This is a genomic window from Streptomyces sp. NPDC004732, assembly GCF_040609235.1.
Classification (GTDB): domain Bacteria; phylum Actinomycetota; class Actinomycetes; order Streptomycetales; family Streptomycetaceae; genus Streptomyces.
Genome location: NZ_JBEXJR010000007.1, coordinates 168,638 through 191,807, shown reverse-complemented (window position 1 = coordinate 191,807; position 23,170 = coordinate 168,638). Strand labels below are relative to the sequence as shown.

The window sequence follows — 23,170 nt, the reverse complement described above, 5'->3', positions numbered from 1 at the left end:
CCCCAACCTGAAGACGGCGTTGACCGAACTGACCGGTGTCCGGCATCCCATCGTGCAGACCGGCATGGGCTGGGTCGCGGGTCCCCGCCTGGTCTCGGCGACCGCGAACGCCGGGGCGCTCGGCATCCTGGCGTCCGCGACCATGACGGTCGACCAGCTCCGCGCGGCCGTCCGCGAGGTGAAGTCCCGTACGACAGCGCCCTTCGGGGTCAACCTGCGGGCCGACGCGGGCGACGCGCGGGACCGGGTCCGGGTCATCATCGACGAAGGGGTGCGGGTGGCGTCGTTCGCCCTCGCGCCGTCCAAGGAGCTGATCGCCGAGCTCAAGGACGCGGGCGTGGTGGTCGTCCCGTCGATCGGCGCGCGACGGCACGCCGAGAAGGTGGCCGCGTGGGGTGCGGACGCGGTGATCGTGCAGGGAGGCGAGGGCGGCGGCCACACGGGCGAGGTCGCCACCACGGTGCTGCTCCCGCAGGTGGTCGACGCGGTGGAGATCCCCGTGATCGCGGCGGGCGGCTTCTACGACGGCCGCGGCCTGGTCGCCGCCCTCGCCTACGGCGCGGCGGGCGTGGCCATGGGCACCCGTTTCCTGCTCACCTCCGACTCGACGGTGCCGGACGCGGTCAAGGCCCGCTATCTGGCGGCTTCGGTCAAGGACGTCACGGTCACGACGCGCGTGGACGGCCTCCCGCACCGGATGCTGCGCACGGAGCTGGTGGCGGGCCTGGAGAAGTCGGGCAGGGTCGCCTCGCTGACGCGCGCGGTGCGGCACGCGGCGGCGTTCCGGAAGCTCTCCGGGATGGGCTGGCGCCAGATGGCACGCGACGGCCTGGCGATGCGGCACGGCAAGGACCTGACGTGGAGCCAGGTGCTCCTGGCGGCGAACACACCCATGATGCTCCGGTCCGCCATGGTGGACGGCCACCCCGAGGCGGGCGTGATGGCCTCGGGCCAGATCACGGGCCTGATAGACGACCTCCCGTCGTGCGCGGAGCTGGTGGAACGCGTGATGAGGGAGGCGGACAAGACTCTGAGCCGCCTCCCGGCCGCGGCGGGTTTCAGCCCGTCCGGCGATTGAGGACTGGGGCCCGGGGCGGAGCCCCGAGACAGCACCCCGGCGCCGGGCGCCAAGAGAAAATCCGCCCAAGGCCCAGGGGCCAGACTCAGCGATGAACCAGCCCCAAATGATCCAACGCCCGATCCGCAAGCCCGTCCGCCCCGCACGTCCGTGCCAGGGTCAGCCCGCGTTCCAGCTCCGGCACGGACTCCGCCGCGATGCCGTACTCGACGCGGGCGACCGCGTGTTCGTACGCACAGGGAGACGCCTCCAGGTACGACGCGGCCTTGCGGTACAGCGCGACCGCGCGCGTCCCGGTCTCCAGAGCCGCGGCGCACCGCAGCGCCTCACCGATCGCCGTGTCCGTGCCGAACCGCTCGGCCTGCCTGCGGGCGTCCGAGACGAGGTGCGCCGCCCGCTTGGGATCCTCGTGGGCCAGCGCACGGGCGAGGTCGTACGCCCACGGCGCAAGGACGGTGTTGTACTGGCCGCGGGCGGTCAACGCCTTCGCCGTGGCTTCGAGTTCGTTGAGACCGTCCTTCGTGCGCCCGAGGGCGAGCAGGAGCCGACCGCGTACGGACGGCGCGTCGGGCACGTAGATCGTGGAGGCGGAGGGCGGCGCGAAGCCGTACTGGTCGGCGACGGCGCCCGCCTCCGTGACGTGGCCGCGCGCCAGCAGCGTGTCGATGAGCATGCTGGCCGCCTCCCAGTGCATGGGCAGGCCCTGGCCGACGCGGTCGGCGAGGCGCAGGCTCTCGCGCAGCGACCGCTCGGCGTCCATCAGCCGTCCGCGCCTGCGGTACACATAGCCGAGGAAGGCGTGCGAGAGGGAGAGATGTCCGCCGCTCCAGCCCGCGGTCTCGTAGGCCCGCACGGCCTCGGTGAACAGGCTCTCGGCGCGGTCAAGACGGTCCGAGAAGGCGTACGACCCGCCGAGCATCAGGCGGAGCTCGAAGCTCCATTCCGGGTCCGTCCAGCCGAGTCCGGGCGCGAGGCGGCCGTTGACGAGCGCGCGGTCGCAGAGCTCGACGACCAGTTCGGCGCTCTCGCCGCGGGTCATGGCGTCGAAGGCGCGCAGGATCAGCAGGGCGCGCTCGGCGTTGTTGCGGCCCGCGAGGGGTCCGGCGAGCGTGGCGAGCCGCCGCGACCGTGCGGGCGAGTCCTCCTCGCCCGCGTGGATGCCCTCCCACATGTAGTGCACGGCTTGCAGGCGCAGCCGCGCGGGCCCCGGTTCGAGCCTGCCCGCCTCCTCGGCGATGGCCCGTAGGCCCTCTTCCAGCTGGTCGTTGTGGACGAAGGCCTGGGACAGGCGGCAGACCGCGTCGACGCGCAGGTCCTGGTCGAGGCCGCGCATCGAGAGGGCCTCGCGCAGGTGCCTGATCGTGGTGGCGGGTGAGGTCAGCATGGTGGCGCAGCCGAGTTCGTAGAGCACGCGCGCGTGGATCTCGGGCAGCGGTGGCTCGCGCAGGGCCCGCTCCAGACAGCGCCGCGCCGCGTCGGGTGCGCCGACGGCGAGGTGTTCGGCGGCGGCCTCGCGCAGCTGCCCGACGAGGTCGGGGTCGTCGTCCGGGTGGACTTCGAGGAGGTGCGGGGAGGCTGCCGCGGCGCCCCTGCCGTCGTGCGTGATGACGGCGGCGGCCACGCCGTGCATCGCGGTGCGGGTGGCCGACGGGATGGAGCGGTAGACGGTGGTTGCGATCAGGGGGTGGACGAATTCCAGGCCCTCGTCGCCGCTGACCAGGATGCGCGCCGTGCACAGGCACTCCGCGCAGCGTGCGGCGCTGTCGGACGTCATTCCGGCGAGTGAGCCCGCCAGGTCGACGGAGATGGCGCTGCCGAGGATGGCGGCGGCCCAGGCGAAGCGGGTGGCGTCGGTGCCGAGGCCTTCGAGGCGGGCGACGAGGCCGCGGCCGCGGGCCGTGCGGTTGAGGGCGCGCAGTTCGTCGGCGGAGCTCTCGGACGGTTCGAGTTCGCTGTCCTGGACCTTGGCGAGGAGCTCGACGGATTCGTACGGATTGCCGCCGGTGACGGCCCAGACCTCGCGGCAGAACGGGGCGTCGGCGTGCTCGCCGACCGTCGCGCGGGTGAGGCCCGCCGCGGCCTCCGGGGTGAGGGCGCGCAGCGTGCTGAACGAGCGGGCCTCCGCACCGATGGTGGCCAGGTGGCGTGCGCTGTCGCCGGAGGCCTCGCCGGGCCTGCGGGCGACCACGACGAGCACGGACAGATCGTCCAGGTACTGGGCGAACGCCGACAGCCAGTGCAGTGTCTCCTGGTCGGCCCAGTGCGCGTCGTCGATGAGGAGGATGAGGGGCCAGTACAGCCGCGAGAGCCGGGAGACCGCTTCGACGAGACCGTCGCAGACGCCCTGCGGGTCGGCCTGGCGTCCGCCGGGCTCGGCTATGCCGAGGGCGGGGCCCGCGATGTCGTAGCAGTCGCCGAAGTACTCGCGTGCCTCGTCGGGGGTGAGGTGGACGAGTGCGGGCTGCAGCAGTTGTCGTACGACGTTGAAGGGGACGGAGGTGACCGTTTCCCCGCCGCGCGCGGACCAGACCGTGGCCCGGCCCTCCGCCATCCGGCGGACTTCGTTGAGCAGTGCGGTCTTGCCGATGCCTGCCTCGCCGCTGAACGCGAGCAGGCCGCCCGTCGTCGTCGAGTCCGCACAGAGTTCGTCGACGGCCTGGGCCACCGCGGCGAGCTCGACGTCGCGCTCCCACAGCGGGGCCCAGGCGGCTCCTCCGGGCCGTCCCTGCGTCATCGCGCTACCTCCCGGGGTCGCTCAATCGACGTACAGAAGTCGAGACTAGCCGGGTCAGAGCCGCCATGGAGCGCGGTCCGGGCAGGTACTCCCGCAACGAGTGAGGGAGAAGCCCCACCGGGGACGGTCCGGGTGCGTCATCGGGTCCTTCAGAGGCGTTCGACGATGGTCACGTTGGCCTGGCCGCCGCCCTCGCACATCGTCTGGAGGCCGAACCGGCCGCCGGTGCGCTCCAGTTCGTGCAGGAGGGTCGTCATGAGCTTGACGCCGGTGGCGCCGAGGGGGTGGCCGAGTGCGATCGCACCGCCGTTGACGTTGACTTTCTCCGGATCGGCGCCGGTCTCCTTCAGCCACGCCAGGGCAACAGGAGCGAACGCTTCGTTGATCTCCACGAGGTCGATGTCGGCGATGCTCATGCCGGTCTTCTTGAGGGCGTACGCGGTGGCGGGGATGGGCGCGGAGAGCATCCGGATGGGGTCCTCGCCGCGCACGGAGAGGTGGTGGACGCGGGCGCGGGGCGTCAACCCGTGTTCCCGCACGGCCCGTTCGCTCGCGATGAGCAGCGCCGCCGCACCGTCGGAGACCTGCGAGGAGCAGGCGGCGGTGATCGTGCCGTCGCCGAGGACGGGCTTGAGGCCCGCCATCTTCTCCAGGGTGGTGTCGCGCCGCGGTCCCTCGTCGGTGGTGACGTCTCCGTAGGCGACGAGTTCGCGGTCGAAGCGGCCCTCGTCGATGGCGCGGACGGCCCGTTGATGCGAGCGGAGCGCGAACTCCTCCATGTCGCGGCGGGATATCCCCCACTTCTCGGCGATCAACTGGGCGCCGTGGAACTGGTTCACGGGCCGGTCGCCGTAGCGGGCGCGCCAGCCCTCGCTGCCCGCGTAGGGGCCCTGGGTGAGGCCGAGGGGCTCGGCGGCCTGCCGGGAGGCGAAGGCGATGGGGATCATCGACATGTTCTGGGTGCCTCCCGCGACGACGAGGTCCTGGGTGCCGGACAGGACGCCCTGCGCGGCGAAGTGCAGGGCCTGCTGGGACGATCCGCACTGCCGGTCGATGGTGACGCCGGGCACCTCTTCGGGGAGTCCGGCCGCCAGCCAGCTGGTGCGCGCGATGTCGCCCGCCTGCGGCCCTACCGTGTCCAGGCAGCCGAAGACGACGTCCTCGACGGCGGCGGGGTCGACGCCGCTGCGCTCGACGACCGCCTTGAGCACATGGGCGCCCAGGTCGGCGGGGTGGACCTGGGAGAGGCCTCCCTTGCGCCTGCCGACGGGGGTGCGGACCGCTTCGACGATGTAGGCCTCGGCCATGACTGCGTACTCCTCGGTCGTGGCGCGCCGTGCGACGACGCGCCTGCTACGTGCGTACGGAGATGCCGTCCAGGACCATCGACAGGTACTGGCGGGCGATCTCCTCGGGGCTGTGGCCGCGGCCGGGGCGGTACCAGGACGCGGCGACCCAGACGGTGTCGCGCACGAAGCGGTAGGCGAGGCGGACGTCCAGGTCGTCGCGGAAGACGCCTTCCGCGACGCCGCGCTCCAGCGTCGTCAGCCAGGTCTTCTCGAAGCGCTGCTGCGATTCCGCCAGGTACTGGAAGCGCTGCTGGGCGACGAGGTGCCTGGACTCCTTCTGGTAGATCGCGACGGCGGCGCGGTGCCGGTCGATCTCCCGGAAGGACTCGGTGACGAGGGCTTCGAGCGTGGCACGGGGGTCGAGCTGGGCCCGGAGCACGGTGTCGTACCCGTCCCACAGCTCGGTGAGGAAGGTGCGGAGGATCTCTTCGAGCATCGACTCCTTGGAGTCGAAGTGGTAGTAGAGGCTGCCCGCGAGCATGCCCGCGGCGTCGGCGATCTTGCGGACCGTGGTCGCGTTGTACCCCTGCTCGGCGAAGACGTCGGCGGCGATGCCGAGCAGTTCGCGGCGCCGCTCGGGTGAGGGGCTCACCTGGGACTTCTTCTTGCCTGCGGGCTGTTTCGGACTGCCGACGGGCTGCTTCGGGTTGCTGGAGTGCTGCTTCGGGTTCGACACACGGTCATTCTCCGCCTACGCGTGCTGGCTGCTGACCGAGACCGTCTCCCCCGTCATGTACGAGGAGTAGCCGCTGGCCAGGAAGACGATGACGTTGGCTATCTCCCAGGGCTCGGCGTGGCGCCCGAACGCCTCGCGCGCGGTGAGCTCTTCGAGGAGCTCGGGCGAGGTGACCTTGGCGAGGTGGGGGTGGAGGGCGAGGCTCGGCGAGACCGCGTTGACCCGGATGCCGTGGGGGGCCGCTTCGATCGCCGCGCAGCGGGTGAGGGCCATGACGCCCGCCTTCGCCGCGGCGTAGTGCGCCTGACCCGCCTGGGCGCGCCAGCCGAGCACCGATGCGTTGTTCACGATCACGCCGCCCCGGCCCGCGGCCCGCATGCGGCGCAGGGCGGCGCGGGTGGCGCGGAAGGTGCCGTTCAGCGTGACGTCGATGACCTTGTCCCACTGCTCGTCGGTCATCTCGGTGAGCTCGGCGGTGCCTCCGAGGCCGGCGTTGTTCACCACCACGTCGAGGTGGCCGTGGCGCCGCTCCGCCAGCTCGAACAGCGCCTGGATCTGTGCCGCGTCGGTGACGTCGCAGGGGATGCCGTCGATCCGGTCGGCGCCGAACTCATCGGCGAGCGCCGCCACCGACTCCTTGGTGCGCCGGGCGTGGGCGTCGCCGATGACGATCCGCGCGCCCTCCTCCAGGAAGCGGCGTGCGGTGGCGCCGCCGATGCCCGCGCCGGCGGCCGCGGTGATCACGGCGGTGCGGCCCGCGAGCAGGTCGTGCGCGGGAACGTAGGCGGGCGCATCCATGAGCTCTCCGATTCCGGCTCTCGACTCCTCTGCACCCCCACGGTAATCTACCAAACACTTGTTAGGGAAGAGCGAAGGAGTGAGGCACCGATGGACCTCGACTTCACCGCCGGGGAGGGGGAGTTCAGGCAGCGGGCGCGCGCGTGGCTCGCCGCGCATGTGCCGCCCGCGCCCCTGCCCTCACTGGAGACCGGGGAGGGGTTCGCGGCCCACAGGGAGTGGGAGCACACGCTCGCGGCCGACCGCTGGTCGGTGGTGTCCTGGCCCGAGGAGTACGGCGGACAGGGCGTCGACATCGTCAAGTGGCTGGTGTTCGAGGAGGAGTACTACGCGGCGGGGGCGCCGGGCCGGGTCTCGCAGAACGGCATCAACCTCCTCGCGCCCACCCTCTTCGACTTCGGCACCGAGGAACAGCGCGCGCGGGTGCTGCCCGCCATGGCGACGGGCGAGGTGATCTGGGCGCAGGCCTGGTCGGAACCCGAGTCGGGCTCCGACCTGGCGTCTCTGCGCTCCACCGCCCGTCGCACGGACGGGGGTTGGCTGATCAGCGGCCAGAAGACGTGGTCGTCGCGGGCCGCGTTCGCGGACCGTGCGTTCGGCCTGTTCCGCAGCGAGCCGCAGGAGACCGGCGGGGAGCGCCCGAAGAAGCCGCACCACGGCCTGACGTACCTGATGTTCCCGCTCGACGCGGACGGGGTGACGGTCCGTCCCGTCGGACGCCTGGACGGCAAGCCCGCCTTCGCCGAGCTCTTCCTCGACGACGTCTTCGTGCCGGACGAGGACGTGATCGGCGAGCCGGGACAGGGCTGGCGGATCGCCATGTCCACCACGGGCAACGAACGCGGCCTGACACTGCGCTCCCCCGGCCGCTTCCTCGCGGCCGCGGACCGGCTGGTGCGGCAGTGGCGCACGCAGGCCGACCCGGCCGACCCGGGCGGCCCAGGCGGCCCAGGCGGCCCAGGCGGCCCAGCCGACACAACGCTGCGCGACCGGGTCGCCGATGCCGTGATCGGTGCCCGTGCCTATGAGTTGTTCACCTGGGCCAACGCCTCACGGTTCACGGCAGGCGAGACGATCGGCGCCGAGTCCAGCCTCAACAAGGTCTTCTGGTCGGAGTACGACATCGCGCTGCACGAGACGGCGCTCGACCTGCTCGGCCCGGACGGCGAGTTGCTCGACGGTTCCCCCGTGGGCGGCCCCGACTGGATGGAGGGATACGTGTTCTCGCTCGCCGGTCCCATCTACGCCGGGACGAACGAGATCCAGCGCGACATCATCGCCGAGCGGCTGCTCGGCCTGCCGAAGGGACGCCGCTGATGAGGTTCCTCCTCGACGACGGGCAGCGGGACTTCGCACGGTCCCTGGACGCGATGCTCACGGCGGCCGACACGGTGGCGGCCGCACGCGCGTGGGGCGTCGGCGAGCACGCGCCGGGGCGGGCCGTGTGGGCGCGGCTCGCGGACGCGGGCGTCTTCGCGCTGCCGGTCCCCGAGGAGTACGAGGGCGTCGGTCCGCTGCCCGTGGAGACGGCCGTCGCCTTCGTGGAGGTGGGGCGGCACGCAGTGCCGGGGCCGGTCGTCGAGACGGTGGCGGCCGCCGCGCTCCTGGCCCACCTCGCCGGGACGGGCGAGCGGGAGCCCGCCAAGCGCTTCCTGCCCTCGCTGGCCTCGGGCGCGGCGAGCGCGACGCTGACGTTGCCGGAGGGCGGCCCGCTCGCCCTGGACGCGGACGCCGCCGACCTGGTCCTGACCGCGGCCGACGGTGAGTTGCGGCTCGCGCCGGGGCACGCGCGTGTGCGCCGGTCCCTGGACCCCGCGCGCCGCCTCGCCGCGCCCCTGCCCGGCGGGGAGCTGCTCGCCTCGGGGCCCGCCGTGACCGCGGCGGCGCGACACGCGACCGCCTGGGCGGCGCTCGCCACGGCCGCGCAGTCGCTGGGCGTCGGCCTCGCGCTGCTCGAAAGGACCGTCGCGTACGCCAAGCAGCGCGCCCAGTTCGGGGCGCCGATCGGGACGTTCCAGGCCGTCAAGCACCGGCTCGCGGACGTGCTGGTGCGCCTGGAGTTCGCGCGGCCGCTGGTGTTCGGCGCCGCGACGACCATGGCGCCGGGCGATGTCGCCGCGGCGAAGGTGTCGGCGGGCGAGTCCGCGTACGGGGCGGCCCGTGCCGCACTCCAACTGCACGGGGCGATCGGGTACACGGCGGAGTTCGACCTGTCCCTGTGGCTCACCAAGGCGCGAGCGCTGCGGAGCGCCTGGGGGGACCCGGGGGTGTGGCGGGGGCGGGTCCTCGCGGCGCACGAGTGACGCGCCAGGAGACGCACCGCGAAACGCTGCACCCCGTGCCGCGTTTCCGGGAACACAAGTCGCCCGCGGCCCACGGGATGCGATGATCAAGCTCATTGGTGCGCCGACCGAGAAGGAGGCCCCACGTGCGCGTGATCGGGCTCATGTCAGGGACCTCGTACGACGCGATCGACGCGGCAGCCGCCGATCTGACGCTCGACGGCGACCGTCTGACGCTCACCCCCCTCGGGCTGATCAGCCGGGGCTACGACGAGGGGCTGCGCGCCGGGCTCGCCGCCGCGCTGCCGCCCGCCGCCACCAGCCTCGCCGAGGTCTGCCGCCTGGACACGGGCATCGGGCGGGCGTTCGCCGCCGCCGCGGTCGAGGCGGACCGCGAGCTGTGCGACGGGCGGGCCGAGCTGGTCGCCTCGCACGGGCAGACCGTCTACCACTGGGTCGAGGGCGGCCGGGTGCACGGCACGCTGCAGATCGGGCAGCCCGCGTGGATCGCCGAGGCGACCGGCCTGCCGGTGGTCTCCGACTTCCGTCCCCGCGACATCGCGGCGGGCGGCCAGGGCGCGCCCCTGGTCAGCCTGGTGGACCGGATGTGGCTGCGCGGCAGGCCCGGCACCCCCGCCGCGCTGAACCTCGGCGGCATCGCCAACATCACCGCCGCCGACGGCACCGCCTTCGACACGGGACCCGCCAACGCCCTCGTGGACGCCGCGGTGCGCGAAGCGACGGACGGCCGCCTCGCGTACGACATGGACGGCGAACTGGCCGCCCGCGGTGCGGTCGACGAGGGACTCCTCACCCGGCTCCTGGACGAGCCCTATTACGCCCTGCCCGCGCCGAAGACGACGGGCAAGGAACTCTTCCACCTGCCGTATCTGCGTACGGCGTTGCAGGGGTACGAGGCGCTGCCCGCCGAGGACGTCGTCGCCACCCTCACCCGCCTCACCGCCCGCACGGTCGCCGACGCCGTCCGCTCGGTGGGGGCCTCCGAAGTCATCGCCTCCGGCGGCGGGACGCAGAACCCGGTGCTGATGGCCTTCCTGCGTGCGGAGTTGGCGGAGTTGGCCGACGGGGTGCCACTGCGCACGTCCGGCGAGCTCGGTCTGCCCTCCGCGGCGAAGGAGGCGTATGCCTTCGCCGTGCTCGGTTTCCTGACCCTGCACGGGCTGCCCGGCACCGTCCCCGCGAGCACGGGCGCCCGGCACGCGAGCGTGCTGGGTTCGATCACTCCGGGGCGGCGGGGGACGCAGTGGCCGCGGATGCCGGAGGAGGCCCCGGGGCCGGTGCGGCTCGTCGTCAACGGCCATGAAGATGTGGGCCGGTAGCAGACAGGCTCTGAGTGGGGCCGGATTGTGGCGCCCCTCTCATCCGCCTTTCACGCGGGGCTCATACGCTGGCGGCCATGACCCAGATGACTCCCCCGGGCTGGTACCCCGACCCCGGCCGGACCGCCGACGGTCCTCCCACCGAGCGCTGGTGGGACGGGACCTCGTGGACGGACCAGGTCCGTGCCACCGCCGACACCGCGGCACACCCGGCACAGCCGACGCAGCAGACCCAGCCGACCCAGTCGGCCTTCCCGGCGTACCCCGGCCAGGCCCCGCCCCCGGCCCCCGCCCCGCGTCGCAAGCTGCGCGTGGCGATAGCCGCGGGCGTGGTGCTCGTCGTCCTCGCCGGGATAGGCGGCGGCGTGTACGCCCTGACCTCCGACGACGACGGTGACGGCGGCGGCTCCGCGGTCAGGGAGCCGTCGGCCGGTGTCCCACAGGAACCGCAGGACCCGGGCTCCCCGGAGTCGCCGCGGGCGCCCGGTTCGCCGGGCGCGCCCGACCCGCAGGCCCCCGAGCAGGACCCGGGCTTCGCCAGTGACGTGGTGAACGGCATCAAGATCCCCGTGCCGGACGGCTGGAAGGGCGGCAGCACGCAGTTCGGCGCCGGGGTGCAGACCGACCCGATCCCGTGCCCCGGCAACAAGAGCGAGAAGTGCACCCGCGGCAGCGCCTTCTCGCAGTCGGCCGAGCAGCTGAAGCTCGACGCCGAGACGCCCGAGGCGGCGGCCAAGGCGGACATCAAGAAGAACGCCAAGGCCGGATACGGCGGCAAGACCTACGGCAAGATCACCTCGCACGAGGTGCTGGCCTCCGAGACCGTCACCGTGGCGGGGCAGAAGGGCTACTACGTCCGCTGGAAGGCCGTCACGGAGAAGAGCGACGACGGGTACGTCGAGTCGCTCGCCTTCCCGTCCCCCGCCGACAAGTCGAAGATCGTCATCGTCCGCATGGGCATCGACGTCAACGACAAGGCCCCCTCGCAGTCCGCCATGGACAAGATCGCGAAGGGCATCAAGGCCGGCCCGGTCGGCGAGAGCGGCGGCGGGAACGGCCAGGACGTGTAGCGCGCCCACCGGACGTGCGGCTCCGCACACCACGGGGCCGGGCGGGGTTCCTCACCGCTCAGGAGGAACACCGCCCGGCCCGGGGGTGCGCGCCGCCCCCGTCCCCACGGTGCGGCGCGGGCGAGCCCGGGTCACGTCATCCAACCGGACCCGGGCCCACGATCAAGTGAGGCCCAGTGCGGGGAGCACGCAGGCCTCCACGAAACGGGTCACGTACTCCTCGTCGGCGTACGCCCCCTCCAGGATCGGCCGGGCCCGCACCACGCCGAACAGCTGCACCGAGAGGAACTCCACCGCCGGGTGTCCCTCGGCGATCTCGCCGCGCTCGACGCCCCGCCGGATGATCGCGGCCATGGCCTGCAGCTCCGGCTCGACCAGCGTCTCGCGCAGCACCCGCTGCAGGTCGGCGTCCTGCAGAACGGCGTGGCTGAGCGCCTGGACCAGCATCGTGTCGCGCCCCGACTGCTCGCCGGCCGCGCGGGCCGCCTCCCGCAGGTCCCCGGCGAGGCTGCCGGTGTCGATGCCCGCGAACCGCACACAGCGATTGGCGCGCAGCGCGGCGGCCACGAACTGGGGCTTGGTCTTCCACTGGCGGTAGAGCGTGGATTTGCTGCAGCGCGTGCTCGCGGCCACGCCTTCCATGGTCAGCGCCTCGTACCCGCACCGGCGGAGCTGGTCGAGGACGGCGTCGTAGAACTCCTGCTCACGCTCCGGCGTGATCTTCGAGCGGTTCGACGTCGACGTCATGACTCTTCTCCTGGGTACGGCGGCCGACCTGCGGGATCGGCACCTTTCGATACGCCAGTGTACCGGTACGCCTCCGTATCGGTACACTGGCGTATCGATGAGTGGGGCGATCCCTCGCTCAGCACCGCACTACCCAGTCATCACGTAAAGGGGCCGGGGGATGGAATCCCGAACCGAGCCTGCCGAACGGGAGCCGGACATAACGGTCCGACCGCCCCTCGTCCGCGAGCTCCTCCTCGTCGTAGGACTCTTCCTCGTCTACAAATTCGGCAGGCAGCTCGCCAACGGCCACACCGGCGAGGCCTTCGACAACGCGCACGGCGTGTGGGACGCCGAGCGCGCCCTGCGCCTGCCCGGCGAGGGCGCCGTGCAGGACGCCCTGCTCAGCAGCGACACGCTGATCCACGTCGCCAACACGTACTACGCGACCGTGCACTTCCCGGCGACCCTGCTGTTCCTGGTCTGGCTGTACCTGCGCAGGCCCCGGCACTACGTGTGGACGCGCCGGGTGCTCGCCGCGCTCACCGCGGCCGCGCTCGTGCTGCACCTCGGCTTCCCGCTCGCTCCCCCGCGGATGCTGGACGCCGCGCACCTCGTGGACACGGCGCAGGTGTACGGGCCCTCGGTGTACGCCGCCAAGCCCGCGACCGACACCATGGCGAACCAGTTCGCCGCCATGCCCTCCCTGCACTTCGGCTGGGCGCTGATGGTCGCCGTCGGCATGATCGTCGCCACCTCGTCGCGGTGGCGCTGGCTGTGGCTGCTGCACCCCCTGCTGACCCTGCTCGTGGTGGTGGGCACCGCCAACCACTACTGGCTCGACGCGATCGCGGCGGCCGTGCTGCTCGGCATCGCGCTCGCGGTGATCCGCCTGCCCCGCCCCGGACGCTCACCGGTCGTGCGCCGCTCGGCGCCCGCACCGGAACTGATCACCTCGGGGGCGGGCCGATGAACGCCACACTGCTCGCCGTCGCCCTCTCCCTCGTCTCCGCGGCCGCGTACGCCGCCGCGGCTGTCGCCCAGGAGCGGCTCGCCTCCCGCGTCCAGGAGGGCGAGAGCGGGATCCTGCGGATGCTCGGCAGTGGCGCCTGGTGGTCCTCCGTCGGGCTCAACGCCTCCGCGGCGCTGCTGCACGTGGCCGCCCTGAAGTACGGGCCGCTCACGCTGGTCCAGCCGCTGGGAGCGCTCACCCTCGTCGCCGCCGTGCCGCTCGGCGCGCGGCTCGCGGGGCGCCGCGTGACGCGGCTGGAGTGGCGCGGCACGGGACTCACGCTCATCGGGCTCGGCGCGCTGCTGCTCACCGCGTCGGGACCGGCGCCCGACGACAGCCTGACCGTGCCCGAGGCGCTGACCGTCGCCGTCACGACCATGGCGGTCATCGGCCTCCTGTCCCGTCCCGGGACCCGCCCCGGACTGCGGCACGCGACCGCGTCCGGCTTCGCGTCGGGTGTCGCGTCGGCGCTCACCCAGACCCTGACGGTCGCCGTGACGGACCGCTCGGGCCCGCTGCTCAGCCCGCAGGTGGTCATCGTCGCGCTGCTCGTGGCGGCGCTCGCCGCCGGGGGCCTCCTGCTCTCGCAGACCGCCTACCGCGGCGGCCTCGGCGCGCCCCTCGCCGTCGTGACGCTCGCCAACCCCCTCGCCGCCTCGGTGATCGGCGTGACCCTGCTCGGCGAGCGGCTGCAGGGCGGGATCGGCGGCATCCTCCTCGCGGTGGCGGGGGCGGCAGTGGCGGCGTACGGAGTCGTGGTGCTCACTCGCTCGCCCAGGGCCCCCACACACGAGCCCGTCCCGGAGTTCCTCACCTCGATCCCAGGGCAGCCGGTGGAACCGGCCACGCTGCATCTGTCGCGGCCGTGAGAGCCTGTCTCTGAAACGCAGAACGGCGCCGGTCGCCCCTACGGAGGGGGCGACCGGCGCCGTTGTCATGCCAAGTGCCGCGCCAGGTCACCCGAAGCCGCGGGCGTCCTGCTTCAGGGCCGTGTCCACGGTGAGCGCCGTCGCCACGACCAGGCTCAAAAGCGGCTCGGGCAGCTGGTAGTGGATCTGCAGGACGTAGTTGTCCGCCGTCGTGAACATCGTCTTGGCGAGGCCTTCCCAGGTCTTCGTGATCCGGGCGACCTCGTTGTCCGCGTGGTCGACGATCGAGAAGTTCCAGGCGCGCCAGTTCTCCGCCTTGATCGCGCCGACCTGCTGGCCGTTCACCATCATGCCGAAGTTGATCTTGCCGATCATGTTCTGCTGGACGATCTCGCCGATCGGCTGGCCGTCCGCGCGCTCGACGATGACCCGCGACTTCATGAACTTGCGGGGCCGGGTCAGCATCATCTGCGGCTGGCCGTACGCGTCGCGGATCTCCAGCTTGTGCGTCATGAACTGGTCGACGCTGGAGACGAAGCGGGCGACCTTCTTCAGCGTGCTCTGGCCGACCTGGACGACCGAGCCGAGCGTGTTGCCCGACTGGTCCATGACGCTGTACTCGTTCGTCAGCTCGATGAGCTTGGCCTTCTGGTTCACGACCAGGACCGGCTCCGTGAAGAGCGTGCCGCCGCCCTGCGCGGACGGCGCGACACCGGCCTGCTGCTGCACCTGGCGCTGCACCTTGGCCGGGTCGGCCGCGGGCGCGGCCTGCGGGGCCGCCTGCGGCTGGCCGAACTGGCCCTGCAGCGCGTGGGTCTGCGGCTGGCCGAACTGTCCCTGCTGCTGGGCGGCCGGAGCCTGCGCCTGCTGCGGGACCTGCTGGGCCTGGGCCTGCTGGGCCGGAGCCTGCTGCTGGCCGCCCTGTGGGGCCGGATTGGTGTGGTCCGTCCACTGGGAGCCGTCCCACCAGCGCAGCAGCTGGGGCGCGCCGTGCGGGTCCGGGTACCAGCCTGCAGGAGTGTTCGAATGCGTGGTCACCCGGGTGACCCTACCCTCCGTGTGCGGGCCGCCCGCCAGCCCCTTGCCGAGTTGTTATGTCCGGCTCAACCGGATCGGGCGGTGTGGCCGCTGTCCGGCGTTTCGCGCCCGGCCGGGGGTACGTCGTGGCTGGTCACGCAGCTCCCCGCACCCCTGAAGGGGGACCAGCCCAACGTCGCAACGTGACCTCCACCTGCAACGCGCCCTCTCCCGCCCGCAGCTCCACCGCACCGATCCGCCCCGCCGCCCGCACATCGCCCACGGCCGACGCGAAGCGATCCAGCGCGGCGCGCGGCGCCGTGACCGTCACCGCCGCGACCTCCGTGCGCATCGAAAGACGGGCCTGCGACTTGGCCCTGCGGACCGTGGCAATGGCCTCCGACGCCACGGTCAGGACCGCCACGTCGCCCGCGTACTGCCGCAGCTCCGCCCCGCTCGGCCAGGCCGCGCGGTGGACCGAGCCCTCCTGCCACCAGGACCGGACCTCCTCCGTGACGAACGGCAGGACCGGCGCGAAGAGCCGCAGCAGGACGTCGAGCGCCGTACGGAGCGCGGCCCGTGCGGACTGCGTGGCGGCGGCGTCGCCGTGGTCGCCGTACGCACGGGCCTTGACCAGCTCGACGTAGTCGTCGCAGAAGTGCCAGAAGAACTGCTCCGTACGCTCCAGGGCGCGTGCGTAGTCGAACGCATCGAAGGCCGTGGTGGCCTCGTCGACGGTCGACGCCAGCGCGGCGAGGAGGGCCCGGTCCAGCGGCTCCGTGACGGCCTGCGGTCCCGCGTCGCCCAGGCTCAGGACGAACTTGCCGACGTTCAGCAGCTTCATGGCGAGGCGGCGGCCGATCTTCATCTGGCCGACGTCGAACGCCGTGTCCGTGCCGGGGCGGCCGCTCGCCGCCCAGTAGCGGACCGCGTCCGAGCCGTACTGCTCCAGGAGGTGGCCCGGCGTGACGACGTTGCCCTTGGTCTTCGACATCTTCTTGCGGTCGGGGTCCAGGATCCAGCCGGAGATCGCCGCGTGGCTCCAGGGCAGCGCGTCGTGCCCGGTGTGGGCGCGCAGGACCGTGGCGAACAGCCAGGTGCGGATGATCTCGTGGGACTGGGGGCGCAGGTCCATCGGGAAGACCCGCGCGAACAGGTCGGGGTCGGAGCGCCACTTCCCGGCGATCTGCGGGGTGAGCGACGACGTCGCCCAGGTGTCCATGACGTCCGGGTCGCCGGTGAAGCCGTGCGGCGCGCCGCGCTGCGCCGACTCGTAGCCGGGCGGGGTGTCCGCGCTCGGGTCGACGGGCAGGGCGGCCGTGTCCGGGACGATCGGGTGGGCGTGGTCGGGCTGCCCTGCGGCGTCCAGGGGGTACCAGACGGGGATCGGGACGCCGAAGAACCGCTGGCGGCTGATCAGCCAGTCGCCGTTGAGGCCGCCGACCCAGTTCTCGTAGCGGATCCGCATGTGCGGCGGATGCCAGGTGAGTTCGGCGCCGCGGGCCAGGAGCCGGTCGCGCAGGGCGGTGTCCCTGCCGCCGTTGCGGACGTACCACTGGCGGGTCGTGACGATCTCCAGGGGCTTGTCGCCCTTTTCGAAGAACTTCACCGCGTGGGTGACGGCGCGCGGCTCGCCCCTGAGGTCGCCGCTCTCGCGCAGCATCGCGACGACGCGCTCGCGGGCGGTGTGCGCGGTGGCACCCGCCAGGTGCCCGTACGCCTCGACGGCGGGCGCGGCGGAGACGCCGCTCGGCGGTTCGGCGAGGAAGCGGCCGTCCCAGCCGATCACCGGCCGGGTCTCGAGGCGCAGTTCGCGCCACCACGTCACGTCGGTGGTGTCGCCGAACGTGCAGACCATCGCGATGCCGGTGCCCTTGTCGGGGGTGGCGAGGGGGTGTGCGAGGACGGGGACCTCGACGTCGAAGAGCGGTGTGCGGACCGTCGTGCCGAACAGCGGGCGGTAGCGCTCGTCGTCCGGGTGCGCGACCAGGGCGACACAGGCGGGCAGCAGCTCAGGACGGGTCGTCTCGATCAGGACGGGGTCCGTGGGCCCGGAGGTGTCGTCCGCCCGGTGGAAGGCAAGCCGGTGGTAGGCGGCGGGCCGGTCCCTGTCCTCCAGCTCGGCCTGCGCGACCGCCGTGCGGAAGGTGACGTCCCACAGGGTGGGCGCCTGCGCGACGTACGCGTCACCGCGCCCGAGGCTCTCCAGGAACGCGTGCTGCGAGGCGGCGCGGGACTCGGCGTCGATGGTCTGGTAGCCGTGCGACCAGTCGACGGACAGGCCGAGGTGGCGCCACAGCTCCTCGAAGACCTTCTCGTCCTCGACGGTGAGCCGCTCGCAGAGCTCGATGAAGTTCCGCCGGGAGACGGGCAGCTGCCGCTTGCCGGGGGTCTCGGGCGGGGTGAAGTCCGGGTCGTACGGCAGGGCGGGGTCGCAGCGGACGCCGAAGTGGTTCTGGACGCGGCGCTCGGTCGGCAGCCCGTTGTCGTCCCACCCCATGGGATAGAAGACTTCCTTGCCGCGCATGCGCTGATAGCGGGCGATGGTGTCGGTGTGCGTGTACGAGAAGACGTGGCCGACGTGCAGCGAGCCGCTGACGGTGGGCGGCGGGGTGTCGATGGAGAAGACCTCGTCCCGGGTCTTCGAGCGGTCGAAGGCGAATACGCCCGACTCGTCCCATCGCCGAGACCATTTTCCTTCGAGCCCGTCGAGGACGGGCTTCTCGGGGGCGCCTGCAGGGCGATGGGTGGATGCCATGCCTCTGGATGCTATCCATCCGCGCCGACTGCAGGCGCCCCCTTTTTTCCCGGCTTACGTCTGCCGGGGCCCCGTCAGACGGTGATGATCGCCGGGTCGCTGACGCCCGCCGCGCCGGTCTCCACGTGACCGGCGAGGCGCCGCAGGAACCCGGTGTCGGCGTCGGACTTCACCGTCAGGTCGTACCAGCGCTTGCTGGCCCGCAGGTCGACGGTGTGCTCCACCGAGGAACCGGCCTTGACCTTGAAGGTCTGGCCCGCGCCGCCGTAGGCGTTGGTCACCGTGAGGTTCACATCAGCGCCGCCCGCGTTCTTCAGGGTCAGCTTGATGTTGCCCGTGGTGCCGTCGTGGCGGGCGATCACCTCGGGACCGGCCTGCTTGCCCGGGCCCTTGAAGGTGCGCAGGAAGCCGTTCGGACCGAAGACGGAGAGGTCGTAGGCGTCCTTGGAGTACTTCGAGTTCCAGGTGTCGGAGAGGGACTTGCCCGCCTCCGTGGTGTACGTCCAGGGGCCGTCGGTGCGGTTGGCGGAGCGCACGTGGAAGCAGACACCGGCCTTGGCGCCGCCGCTGAACGTGAGCGTGAACTTTCCGGCGGCGGGGTCCGCGGCGCCGTCCACCAGCGGGACGTACGGCAGCGCGCGGGCGGGCCGGGAGCCGGACTCCTGCTTGGGCAGCGCCGGGTTCGCGGGCGCCTTGGGCACGTAGTCGTCGTGGCGCTCCTTGTCCGGCGGCTCGTAGGCGGCCGTGTCGGGGAGCTTCGCCGGGTCGGTGTCCTTGCCGCTGAAGTCGAAGGCGGACGTGAGGTCGCCGCAGATCGCGCGGCGCCACGGCGAGATGTTGGGCTCCTTGACGCCGAAGCGCGTCTCCATGAACCGGATGATCGACGTGTGGTCGAAGACCTCGGAGTTCACGAAGCCGCCGGTGCTCCACGGCGAGACGACGATCATCGGGACGCGCTGGCCGAGGCCGTAGTGCCCGGCCGCGTAGCCCGCGCTGCCCGGGAAGTAGTCGAGCGTCGTGTCGACGGTGGACTTGCCCTGGTTGGCGTCCTTGGGGACGTACGGCGGGACGATGTGGTCGAAGTAGCCGTCGTTCTCGTCGTACGTGATGAACAGGGCCGTCTTCGCCCACACCTCGGGGTTGGAGGTGAGCGCGTCCAGGACCTGCGCGATGTACCAGGCGCCGTAGTTCACCGGCCAGTTGGGGTGCTCGCAGAACGCCTCGGGGGCGGCGATGTAGGAGACCTGCGGAAGCTTGTCGGCCTTCACGTCGGCCTTGAGGAGGTCGAAGTAGCCGTCGCCCGCCTTGGCGTTGGTGCCGGTGCGGGCCTTGTCGTAGAGCGGGTCGCCGGGCTTGGCGTTGCGGTACTTGTTGAAGTAGAGGAGCGAGTTGTCGCCGTAGTTGCCGCGGTAGGCGTCGTCGATCCAGCCCCAGTGTCCTGCCGCGTCCAGACCGTCACCGATGTCCTGGTAGACCTTCCAGCTCACGCCCGCCTGCTCCAGGCGCTCGGCGTACGTCGACCAGTCGTACCCCGCCTCCTGGTTGCCGAGGACCGGGCCGCCGCCCTTGCCGTCGTTGCCGACGTGGCCCGAGAGCATGTAATAGCGGTTGGGGTCGGTCGCCCCCATGAACGAACAGTGGTAGTCGTCGCAGACCGTGAACGCGTCGGCGAGCGCGTAGTGGAACGGAATGTCGTTCCGCTCCAGGTAGGCCATCGTCCGCTCGGTCTTGGCGGGAATCCACTGGTCGTACGCGCCGCTGTTGAACGCCTTGTGGCCACCGGCCCAGTCGTGGTCGAGGCCCGCGATGAACTGCATGCCGAGGTTCTCGGCGTCCGGGTGGAACGGCAGGACTTCCTTGCCGCCGTTCGGCTGCTGCCAGACCGGCTTGCCGTTGGGCAGCGTCACCGGGCGCGGGTCGCCGAAGCCGCGGACGCCCTTCAGCTTGCCGAAGTAGTGGTCGAAAGAACGGTTCTCCTGCATGAGCACCACGACGTGCTCGACGTCCTTGATGGTGCCGGACGCGCGCCTGGCGGGAAGGGACGCGGCGCGGGCGATGCTCTGGTTGAGCATGGCGAACGTCGCGGTGCCGCCGGCCAGCTGCATGAAGCGGCGCCGATTGAGTTCAGGCATGACTATTCCGACCTCGAGTTTTGTGGGGGACGCGAGCGGGGTGAAGTGTGCCAAGGGGAGCAAGCGATACGGAAGGGGCTGTGACGGGCGTGTGAAGAGAAGTCCAACCTCTCGTGGGCAGGACACAAGTCCCGGTCATTCGGGACGAAAGTCCCACATTTGACATATGGGAATACGCGTGACTGACTTGGCGGTGCGCCGACCAGTGGCGCGTTCTTCTCCGTCCCGCGAGCGCAAGGAGGTGTTCGGGATGAGTCCCGAAGGAAGTCCTTGCGTCAGCGGTGATCTTCGCTGAGGCGTCCCCTTCGAAGCTGCCTTCCGCAGCCGGTGGCCATCTCCCACGGGTGATGGCGCACTTTCATGGGTGATGACCTCTTTTTGAGGCCGGTGGCAGCTTTCCACCGCTTCTGAGGCGCTTTCCGCCGCTGTTTCCTCTTCTCCGCCGCGCTGATACCGCGGCGACGACTCCGCCTGCCGACGGCACATCGCCCTCGGTACGCCGGAAAATTCTTCACCCCGCATTCACACATCCACGTCCTCGTGCCCGGGTCTGCCTCGTCATGCCCCGCACGGAGGGAGGTCTGCCATGAACAAGCTGATTCCCCAGGTACGCCTGGCCCCGCCAGGCGAGAACCCCCGCCCCGCCCCCCGTACCCGCAAGGCCGCCGAACTCGACGCCCGCACCCGCGAAGTCGGCGCCAGGCTCGCCGAACTCAGCGCGCGCCCCGCCCGCGACGTGCTGCGCGAGCTCAACGCCACCACCCGCGGCCTCCGTCAGGACCAGGTCCTGGAGCGCATCGAGCGGTACGGCGAGAACACCGTCGCCCACGAGCGCGCACCGCACTGGTCCAGGCAGCTCGCCAAGTCCTTCTGGAACCCCTTCATCGGGGTGCTCGTCGTCCTCGCGGCCGTCATGTACTGGCAGGACCCGGCCGACCCCGGCGTCTACATCCTCACCTCGATGGTGCTGATCAGCGCGCTGCTCCGGTTCTGGCAGGAGTGCCGCTCCACCCGGTCGGCCGAGGCGCTCAAGAAGCTGGTCACCACCTCCTGCGCGGTCTCGCGCCGCTGGAGCGAGACCGCGGCCACCGAAGAGGTCCCGATGGAGCAGGTCGTCCCCGGCGACCTCGTGCGGCTCGCCGCCGGTGACATGGTCCCGGCCGACCTGCGGCTGCTCACCGCCAAGGATCTGATGGTCAGCCAGGCCGCGCTGTCCGGCGAGTCGCTGCCCGTCGCCAAGGCCGACACGCGCGCCCACGACCTGGGCCAGCAGACCACCACGGACCCCGTGGAGGCCGACAACCTCTGCCTGATGGGCACGTCGGTGACCTCCGGCACCGCGACCGGCGTGGTCGTCGCGACCGGCGCGCACACCTACTTCGGCTCGATGGCGAGCGCACTGACCGGCGACCGCCCGCAGACCGCGTTCGACATCGGCGTGCGCCGGGTCAGCTTCCTGCTGATCCGCTTCATGCTGGTGATGGTCCCGGTCGTCTTCGCGATCAACGGCTTCACCAAGGGCGACTGGGACCAGGCCCTGCTGTTCTCGATCTCCGTGGCGGTCGGGCTCACCCCCGAGATGCTGCCGATGGTCGTCTCGGCGAACCTGGCGCGCGGCGCCGTCGCCATGTCGAAGCACCAGGTCGTCGTCAAGCAGCTCAACGCGATCCAGAACCTCGGCGCGATGGACGTCCTGTGCACCGACAAGACCGGCACGCTCACCGAGGACCGCATCGTCCTGGACCGCTACCTCGGCACGCGCGGCGAGGAGGACCGCGAGGTGCTCGAGTACGCGTATCTGAACTCCCACTTCCAGACGGGGCTCCGTAACCTCATGGACCAGGCGGTCATCGACCGGGTGGACGAGGCCGAGGAGGTTGTCGTCGACCATCTCTTCACGATGATCGACGAGATCCCCTTCGACTTCGCCCGCCGCCGGATGTCCGTGGTCCTGCGCCGCAACGAACTGTCCGGGCCCGTCTTCGAGCACACCCTCATCACCAAGGGCGCGGTCGAGGAGGTCCTGGACCGGTGCGGCCACCTGATGGACCGCGGCGAGCGCGTGGCGCTCACCCGGCAGCTGCGCGCCCAGGTCACGCACCTCACCGAGCGGCACAACCGGGAGGGCCTGCGGGTCCTCGCGGTCGCCACCCGCACGTTCCCCGTAGACCCCGACACCGCCGAGCGCGAGACCTACTCGGTGGCCGACGAGACGGAGCTGACGCTCGTCGGGTTCCTCGCCTTCCTCGACCCGCCGAAGAAGGACTCGGCGGACGCGCTGCGCGCACTCGCCGAGAACGGCGTCGCGGTCAAGGTCGTCACCGGCGACAACGAACTGGTCGCCGCGCGCGTCTGCGCCGACGTCGGCCTGGACACCGGAGAGCTGATCACCGGCGCCACGATCGACCTGGTCGACGACGTCGAGCTGATCGAACTGGCCCGTACGACCACGGTGTTCGCGAAGGTCAACCCGGTCCAGAAGGCACGGATCGTGCGCGCCCTGAAGTCCGACGGGCACACGGTCGGCTTCCTCGGGGACGGCATCAACGACGCGGCGGCGCTGCGCGAGGCCGATGTGGGCGTCTCCGTCGACACGGCCGTGGACATCGCCAAGGAGTCCGCGGACATCATCCTGCTGAAGAAGGACCTGATGGTCCTGGAGCAGGGCGTGTTGATGGGACGTCAGACGTTCGGCAACACCATCAAGTACATCAAGATGACGGCGTCGTCCAACTTCGGGAACGTCTTCTCGGTCCTGGTCGCATCGGCCTTCATCCCCTTCCAGCCGATGCTCGCCATCCACCTCCTGGTGCAGAACCTCTGCTACGACTTCAGCCAGCTCGCGATCCCGTGGGACCGCATGGACAAGGAGTACCTGAAGAAGCCGCAGACCTGGGACGCGAAGGGCATCGGCCGGTTCATGATCCGGATCGGCCCGATCAGCTCGGTCTTCGACATCACGACGTTCCTGGTGATGTGGTACGTCTTCCAGGCCAACTCCCCCGGTGAGCAGAGCCTGTTCCAGACGGGCTGGTTCGTGGAGGGGCTGCTGTCCCAGACCCTCATCGTGCACATGATCCGCACGCGGAAGATCCCGTTCGTCCAGTCCCGCGCCTCGCTGCCGGTGCTGGTGATGACGGGCGCGGTGATGGTCCTCGGCCTCTGGCTGCCGTTCTCCCCGCTGGCCACGGCGCTGTCGATGGAGCCGCTGCCGATGAGCTACTTCCCGTGGCTGTTCGGGACGCTGCTCGCGTACTGCGCGCTCACCCAGACGGTGAAGGGCTGGTACATCCGGCGCTACGGCAGCTGGCTGTAGCGGGCACCTTGCA

16 protein-coding genes are annotated in these 23,170 nt (G+C 71.5%); 8 read left to right on the top strand and 8 right to left on the bottom strand.

From position 1 onward, the window contains the following. The first annotated feature begins 7 nt into the window (after positions 1-7). A complete protein-coding gene (locus ABZV77_RS22245) occupies positions 8-1,078 on the top strand; it encodes a nitronate monooxygenase (RefSeq protein ID WP_356260200.1) in 1,071 nt (356 codons plus the stop codon). A gap of 85 nt (positions 1,079-1,163) precedes the next feature. Here the strand turns inward: ABZV77_RS22245 and ABZV77_RS22240 are convergent, their stop codons facing one another. The 4 genes from ABZV77_RS22240 to ABZV77_RS22225 all read right to left on the bottom strand — a co-directional run bounded on the left by ABZV77_RS22240 (position 1,164) and on the right by ABZV77_RS22225 (position 6,635). Next, complete coding sequence (locus tag ABZV77_RS22240; RefSeq protein WP_356259415.1) at positions 1,164-3,812, bottom strand: AAA family ATPase; 2,649 nt, start codon at positions 3,810-3,812, stop codon at positions 1,164-1,166. Between the two features lie 149 nt (positions 3,813-3,961). Next, positions 3,962-5,119: an acetyl-CoA C-acetyltransferase gene (locus ABZV77_RS22235; protein WP_356259413.1), complete on the bottom strand. Its 1,158-nt coding sequence runs from the start codon at positions 5,117-5,119 to the stop codon at positions 3,962-3,964. 46 nt (positions 5,120-5,165) lie between these two features. Further along, a complete protein-coding gene (locus ABZV77_RS22230) occupies positions 5,166-5,753 on the bottom strand; it encodes a TetR/AcrR family transcriptional regulator (RefSeq protein WP_356260198.1) in 588 nt (195 codons plus the stop codon). Positions 5,754-5,852: 99 nt separating this feature from the next. Then, positions 5,853-6,635, bottom strand: coding sequence for an SDR family oxidoreductase (locus ABZV77_RS22225; protein ID WP_356259410.1), 783 nt, complete (start codon positions 6,633-6,635; stop codon positions 5,853-5,855). Between the two features lie 90 nt (positions 6,636-6,725). On the opposite strand from ABZV77_RS22225, the gene ABZV77_RS22220 reads away from it, so the two are divergent. From ABZV77_RS22220 to ABZV77_RS22205, 4 genes are all read left to right on the top strand, one after another. Continuing rightward, complete coding sequence (locus ABZV77_RS22220; protein WP_356259408.1) at positions 6,726-7,952, top strand: acyl-CoA dehydrogenase family protein; 1,227 nt, start codon at positions 6,726-6,728, stop codon at positions 7,950-7,952. Next, entirely contained in the window at positions 7,952-8,938 is a 987-nt protein-coding gene (locus ABZV77_RS22215; protein ID WP_356259405.1) for an acyl-CoA dehydrogenase family protein, read from the top strand. Before ABZV77_RS22220 ends, ABZV77_RS22215 begins: the two co-directional genes overlap by 1 nt. Before the next feature lie 125 nt (positions 8,939-9,063). After that, positions 9,064-10,257, top strand: a complete 1,194-nt coding sequence (locus ABZV77_RS22210; RefSeq protein ID WP_356259402.1) for an anhydro-N-acetylmuramic acid kinase — start codon at positions 9,064-9,066, stop codon at positions 10,255-10,257. 77 nt (positions 10,258-10,334) lie between these two features. Next, entirely contained in the window at positions 10,335-11,327 is a 993-nt protein-coding gene (locus ABZV77_RS22205) for a DUF2510 domain-containing protein (RefSeq protein ID WP_356259400.1), read from the top strand. A 162-nt stretch (positions 11,328-11,489) separates the two neighbouring features. Here ABZV77_RS22205 and ABZV77_RS22200 read toward each other — a convergent pair whose 3' ends face one another. Further along, the gene (locus ABZV77_RS22200) at positions 11,490-12,074 is read right to left on the bottom strand and encodes a TetR/AcrR family transcriptional regulator C-terminal ligand-binding domain-containing protein (RefSeq protein WP_356259397.1); all 585 of its coding nucleotides are present in this window, start codon (positions 12,072-12,074) and stop codon (positions 11,490-11,492) included. Between the two features lie 160 nt (positions 12,075-12,234). Here ABZV77_RS22200 and ABZV77_RS22195 point away from each other — a divergent pair, with 160 nt between their 5' ends. Together ABZV77_RS22195 and ABZV77_RS22190 are read left to right on the top strand one after the other, a co-directional pair. Beyond that, positions 12,235-13,026: a phosphatase PAP2 family protein gene (locus tag ABZV77_RS22195; protein ID WP_356259395.1), complete on the top strand. Its 792-nt coding sequence runs from the start codon at positions 12,235-12,237 to the stop codon at positions 13,024-13,026. Beyond that, positions 13,023-13,934 (top strand): DMT family transporter, encoded by a 912-nt coding sequence (locus ABZV77_RS22190; protein WP_356259392.1) that lies wholly within the window; start codon positions 13,023-13,025, stop codon positions 13,932-13,934. The genes ABZV77_RS22195 and ABZV77_RS22190 overlap by 4 nt, the downstream gene beginning before the upstream one ends. A gap of 87 nt (positions 13,935-14,021) precedes the next feature. Here the strand turns inward: ABZV77_RS22190 and ABZV77_RS22185 are convergent, their stop codons facing one another. From ABZV77_RS22185 to ABZV77_RS22175, 3 genes are all read right to left on the bottom strand, one after another. Continuing rightward, on the bottom strand, positions 14,022-14,972 hold the full coding sequence (locus tag ABZV77_RS22185) for a phospholipid scramblase-related protein (protein ID WP_356259390.1): 951 nt from the start codon (positions 14,970-14,972) through the stop codon (positions 14,022-14,024). Positions 14,973-15,105: 133 nt separating this feature from the next. Beyond that, complete coding sequence (gene valS / locus ABZV77_RS22180) at positions 15,106-17,709, bottom strand: valine--tRNA ligase (RefSeq protein ID WP_356259388.1); 2,604 nt, start codon at positions 17,707-17,709, stop codon at positions 15,106-15,108. 74 nt (positions 17,710-17,783) lie between these two features. Further along, the gene (locus ABZV77_RS22175) at positions 17,784-19,841 is read right to left on the bottom strand and encodes a phosphocholine-specific phospholipase C (RefSeq protein WP_356259385.1); all 2,058 of its coding nucleotides are present in this window, start codon (positions 19,839-19,841) and stop codon (positions 17,784-17,786) included. Between the two features lie 586 nt (positions 19,842-20,427). On the opposite strand from ABZV77_RS22175, the gene mgtA reads away from it, so the two are divergent. Then, positions 20,428-23,157: a magnesium-translocating P-type ATPase gene (gene mgtA, locus ABZV77_RS22170; RefSeq protein WP_356259383.1), complete on the top strand. Its 2,730-nt coding sequence runs from the start codon at positions 20,428-20,430 to the stop codon at positions 23,155-23,157. Positions 23,158-23,170 lie beyond the last annotated feature (13 nt).